The sequence below is a fragment of the Lysinibacillus composti genome, from assembly GCF_016908465.1.
Taxonomy (GTDB): domain Bacteria; phylum Bacillota; class Bacilli; order Bacillales_A; family Planococcaceae; genus Ureibacillus; species Ureibacillus composti_A.
The window spans coordinates 1-5077 of record NZ_JAFBDY010000046.1 but is presented as its reverse complement, the minus strand read 5'-3'; the positions used below and the strand labels follow the sequence as shown (position 1 = coordinate 5077).

Here is a 5077-nt window from a genome sequence, read left to right as displayed (position 1 = left end):
TTCAAAAGCAAAAGAAAAAATCATGGGCTTTGCCCAAACCCACGAGGGAAAAGTTTCCCTCGACCCCCTCCAAAAAGCTCCCCCAACCCCCTCACTTTTTGAGGGGGCTCCCTCGCCGGTTGGCAGGTCAAAAGGTGTTGCCTTTTGACGAGCCAAGAGGGTTCGGGTGTAGCGAAATTATCAACTCCTTAAATTCCTTTCGCTGTCGCTTCAGTCAGACATTTACCGTTGACAATTGCCACGTATTTTCTTCTGCAGCAAGTTTCACTTTTGGCTGAAGAAAATAAAAAGAGATGGCAAATTTGCCACCTCTTAAATATTTCGGGTCTTGAACAATCGCGCCCGATTGCTTAAGAAAGCGAGAAGTCATTTAATTTATCTCTGGTATTCAACTTTTAAATTGAATTTGTCTTCGTTTATATACATTCAAGGTGATCAGCCAACTAGTGACAACGACTCCTGTAAAAAGGAATAGCATATTACTATACAAGTAAGTGGATTGATCAAGGTCCATAGGTAGCAACTTCTGATTCAGCAAGCGTACAGATAATAAACCACCAACAATTGCAATACCTGTTCCCTCTGATAAAAAGCTGGTAAAATTAAGCAAACTCATTCCGGCACCAGCTTCCTTTTGTTTCAAACTACTTGAAACAATTGTAGATATAACTGTTTTGGTGAATGACAGCCCACCAAAAACAAAAACTAATATAATTGTCAGTAACCATGGTGTTACTTCTAAAAAAAAGGCAGCAATTAAAAAGCTAACGGAAAGAAATGTAACTCCAATGGTTAACACGTACAATGGACCTTTTCTATCAACAAGTAATCCACCAATGTAACCGAAGATAATAACGCTCATTGTTCCAGGGAAAATAATCACACTGCCAATTGCAGCAGTGCTTAGTTGATGTACATCTTTCATCATGTAAGGAACCATAGAGATAAACCCTGCTACTGTACCAAATATAAGTCCTCCACAAAGGACACCAATTATAAAAGAAATATTTTTCCCCAGTGCAGGTTCAACAAAAGGTTCTGTTACTTTCCTAATATGTTTTACAAATATCAGGAATGACAGAATACTGATGATCAGAAAAGAAATGTTATAAGATGTTGTAAACAACATAAAAAATACAATGCCTACAGACATTAGTATAATTCCTTTGATATCAAAATGACCTTTTATCCTTACTTCTTTCTTTAATAATTTCATAAGAAACGGAACAGTGATAATTGTTATCATAGGAATGAGTAGAAGATAGGACCAATGAATATAATGGGCTATCATTCCACCAATCGCTGGACCGACTCCTTCTCCCATGGCTACTATCGATCCAATAAGACCAAATGCTTTACCCCTATTTTCCTTTGGAATATAGCGCGCAACTACAACCATTACGAGTGCTGGAAATGCAGCTGCACCAGCCCCTTGAATAAAACGAGCCATAATAAGTAAGGAAAAGAAAGAATGGCCAACAAACCCAATTACCGACCCGAAACAATTTATTATAATTCCAAATAGGAGTAACCTTTTGATGCCTAATTGATCAGATAGCTTTCCATATACAGCTGTTCCAATGGAAAAGGTTAACATAAAGGCTGTGTTCACCCAGTTTGTACTCGCAGGTGGTTTATTAAAATCATTTGCAATATCAGGTAATGAGACGTTCAAAACCATTTCATTTAATACGCTAAAAAAAGATAGAACGCAAAGCCAAATTAAAATTTGGTTGTGTCGTAAATTTGATTGTGAATAAGACGTATTCACATTTCGCCCTCCAATAATGAGGGTAGACGCAGTTTATAGGGCTAATGATACGTTTCCCTCTTTTAATTGAACCCTGTTACATTCATTGCACTTCATAATTAATGCCTCCTAATCTTGATTGAAACATTTTACCACATACAGACTAAGTTTTAAATTCAGTTTTCATCACTTATTCCGTTAAATGGCCCGTTTGCTGAGCAACTCTAATTTTTAGTGAATTACATGTATCCTACCATCTTCGAAAATTTCCACTGGTTGATAGCTATTCATGAAATCCAATGAATCCGTTATAAAACCATCTTCTTTGAGTTTTTGAAAACCATCAAAATATTGTTGTCTGTCTAAAATCAAATGGTAAAAATAAACCTTTTCATCGCCGATCATTTCGGAACTTGCCATAACAAAACTATCGCCGTATTTATTTTTAAAAAATTTCCGAGCATGTTCATGACTATCAAATTCGGGGAATTCAGCTTCGGCTTGTCTGCTAATTTTCATGTTAATCAACCTCCTTTTCATCAATGAGTTGACCGTTAATTTCCTTCATTTCTTCCTCGGTTAGATATCTTTTTTCGAGTTCTAAATATTTTTTTCCGCCCCAGTTATACATGATGGCATACACATACTTCGTCACGTCTTTTTCTTTGTAACCATCTAATTCGCCATTTTTAAATTTGGTCATGGCGTCTTTAAACAGCCCGGAAAATACGATTAATCGTTTTCCTTTCAAGGCTTTATAAAATACCTCAAAAACTTCTTGATTAATTAAATAGTCGCTGTCTTTCGCTGAGTATTTAGCAATCTCGTAAACTTTATCGTCCCGACCGTTGCGAACTTTGCGCACGTCAACTTGTGTAATCAGAGGATTTTTTGTGACTTGCTGCCACAACTCCAACCACCGATCCCGAGAGATATATTGAGCTGTTTGTGTAAAATAACTTTTGTTGACTGCAATCAGCACATGAAAATGTGGGTGGTAATCATCACGTTCTTCGTTGTAGGTGATTTCTAATTTTCTAGCATAACCCTTTACAATCTTCTTAATTTCCTTGCGTTCCATCAGCTTTTTAAACGAATGATTATAGTCTTTAATCTCATCTTCCAATTCCTCAGCTGGCACGTTTGGTGCTGTTAACGTCAGGAAGATAAACTCTTTATTTTCTTCTTGCTTTAGATATGCCATCATGACGGACAAAGCCAACGCATCTTTTCGAGATTTTTTCCACGCACAGATGGGGCAAAAACGATTTTTGCATGTGTTGCCTTTATGCTGTTTTTTCTTTTCCATACTTTCATCAGCAACCATCATCATGAACGTATTGCACTCCCTTATGAGTTTTAAAGTATTTTCCGAGACCACGTTTTCAGAAACTAGCTTTTCCATAAAGTAAGCTAATACACCATTTTTACGTTTTTTCTTTGTGGATTTAACCATAATATCTTGATTCTTTTTGGTTTTTGCTTTATATTGAGTCATATAACTTAAGTTAATAAACGCCAATCAAGGCACTTAAAAACTTGCACCTTCCTTCTGTTTCGACTTTTTGTGTGGTAACTCAAAGTCTAGAACACTATTAGGAATTTTGCAAGTTTTTTTGTATTCAAGCCATATGTACCAAGGGCTCAAGACCGTTAAGGGTAAATCGAAGATGTTACCCTTATATCAAGATAAGAAAGAACGTATTTTTCGTTCCGAAAAATAAGGGGTTTTCGCTACGCTCAACCCCAAAGTTCAAAACCTAAAACCAAAAGCAAAGACACCTTCTCAGGTGTCTTTTTTTATCGCTCCAATCCTCGATTGCGCTCTTTATTCATTTCTCGCCTGTGAGCCTTCTCAAATTCGCCCCCAGGAAGTCGATCCTTCACTTTGCTTACAAACTCCTTTAACGTGCTTTTAAACGCTTGTACGCTTCCTGTATGCTCTTTTAGGAACGCCTTGGTACTCTGATAGATATTGGCTATCTCGTCCTTTAAATCGAGTATACGCCCTTCAAGATTACTGATTTCAAAACTTGCAGTCCGCAATTGAGTACGAAAATGGTCATTATCTCGTTGTAACTCATTCTTTTCATGATTTACTCGATTAACTTGCTGGCGCAAAGCTTTATTTTCTTGAACCAAATCTGTACGTTGCAATCGGTCATAATCTTTTTTTATTGTGCTTGCAGCATTCACAATCTGACGCATTTTTTGATATTCCTCACGAGTAATAACTAAATTCCCTGTTTCTTTTTCTATCGTTTTCGGTTTACCAAACGTTACGAGTTTATCTTCAACTACCGTTTTCTTTTCTTTCTTTGCTTTAATTTTTAATTCATCTGGGACAATTTCGCTTAATTTTCTCATCTCGTCCTTTTTAGAAGAAACATTCAGCTTCAGCAGCTCTTTTTTATTTTCTAATTCCCTGATATTTATTTTAGCCGTACGCAATGCTTGTTCCACTTCTTCAAGCTCCACCGTCATGTCATTTTTTTGTTGCTTTATGTCATCTGCATATTTTTTAAAATCTTTAATATCTTCAATGCCAATCGTTTGGCCATTTAAAATGCCTTCTTGATAAATTTCGGGAATTTCCTTTTTTAAAAAATTATCTAAGTCTTGATGAAAACTTTTTAATTCATTACGTGTCAAAACTTCTTTCGCTGAAACTTTCTCACGTTGTTTTTTTTCGTCCCAAACGACTGGCACAAAATCAAAGTGTATATGCGGAGTCGTTTCGTCTACATGGACATTCGCTGACACGACATTTTCTTTACCATAACGTGCAGCTAAAAATGCATACGTTTTCTCAAAAAATTGCCGTTGTTCTTCAGGACTTTTTTCTTCTAGCTCCTTTGGCAATGTAACAACCCATTCACAACATGCTTTTACATCTTTTCGTTTCATGCAATACACTTCGTCCAGTCGGTTTTGCAATCTCGAAAGTGTATCCCCTTCTTTTTCACACAAATCATAATTCAAATGTGAACGCTCAATATCAATTTCTTTATTGCTGTGATTTTCTGTTTTTCGGTCTAAATGTATGGATAAGCCTTTCATATTTTCTCTCGTAAATTTTTTCACGTGAGCCACATTGCAGCACCTCATTTCTTGCTTAAAGGATAACATGGCGAGCGAGCCAGAACAAATCTGGTATAACACGGTATACCAGAATTCTTCTGGACGTGCTCTGCGAGGCGAAAAGCAAGGGAGCAAAAACCGCTCCCCCAAGTTCAAAAGCAAAAGAAAAAATCATGGGCTTTGCCCAAACCCACGAGGGAAAAGTTTCCCTCGACCCCCTCCAAAAAGCTCCCCCAACCCCCTCAC

At 37.0% G+C, this 5077-nt stretch carries 6 protein-coding genes; all 6 read right to left on the bottom strand.

Going from position 1 to position 5077, the window contains the following annotated elements; all coding sequences use genetic code 11:
* Positions 1 to 214: 214 nt before the first annotated feature.
* Positions 215 to 370 (bottom strand): hypothetical protein, encoded by a 156-nt coding sequence (locus JOD29_RS20160; RefSeq protein ID WP_158610622.1) that lies wholly within the window; start codon positions 368 to 370, stop codon positions 215 to 217.
* Positions 371 to 388: 18 nt separating this feature from the next.
* Positions 389 to 1771, bottom strand: a complete 1383-nt coding sequence (gene tet(L), locus JOD29_RS20155) for a tetracycline efflux MFS transporter Tet(L) (protein WP_031944040.1) — start codon at positions 1769 to 1771, stop codon at positions 389 to 391.
* Between the two features lie 33 nt (positions 1772 to 1804).
* Positions 1805 to 1867 (bottom strand): tetracycline resistance efflux system leader peptide, encoded by a 63-nt coding sequence (locus JOD29_RS20840; protein WP_013762478.1) that lies wholly within the window; start codon positions 1865 to 1867, stop codon positions 1805 to 1807.
* 114 nt (positions 1868 to 1981) lie between these two features.
* Entirely contained in the window at positions 1982 to 2269 is a 288-nt protein-coding gene (locus tag JOD29_RS20145; protein WP_120482921.1) for a hypothetical protein, read from the bottom strand.
* A gap of 1 nt (position 2270) precedes the next feature.
* Positions 2271 to 3206 (bottom strand): protein rep, encoded by a 936-nt coding sequence (locus JOD29_RS20140; protein ID WP_120482925.1) that lies wholly within the window; start codon positions 3204 to 3206, stop codon positions 2271 to 2273.
* Positions 3207 to 3550: 344 nt separating this feature from the next.
* Positions 3551 to 4987 (bottom strand): MobV family relaxase, encoded by a 1437-nt coding sequence (gene mobV / locus JOD29_RS20135; protein WP_239585836.1) that lies wholly within the window; start codon positions 4985 to 4987, stop codon positions 3551 to 3553.
* Positions 4988 to 5077 lie beyond the last annotated feature (90 nt).

What these genes read in the sequence shown, in the direction of transcription:
- JOD29_RS20140 (WP_120482925.1), bottom strand. Translation starts at nt 3,206, where the DNA reads ATGGTTAAATCCACAAAGAAAAAACGTAAAAATGGTGTATTAGCTTAC.
- JOD29_RS20160 (WP_158610622.1), bottom strand. Translation starts at nt 370, where the DNA reads ATGACTTCTCGCTTTCTTAAGCAATCGGGCGCGATTGTTCAAGACCCG.
- JOD29_RS20145 (WP_120482921.1), bottom strand. Translation starts at nt 2,269, where the DNA reads ATGAAAATTAGCAGACAAGCCGAAGCTGAATTCCCCGAATTTGATAGT.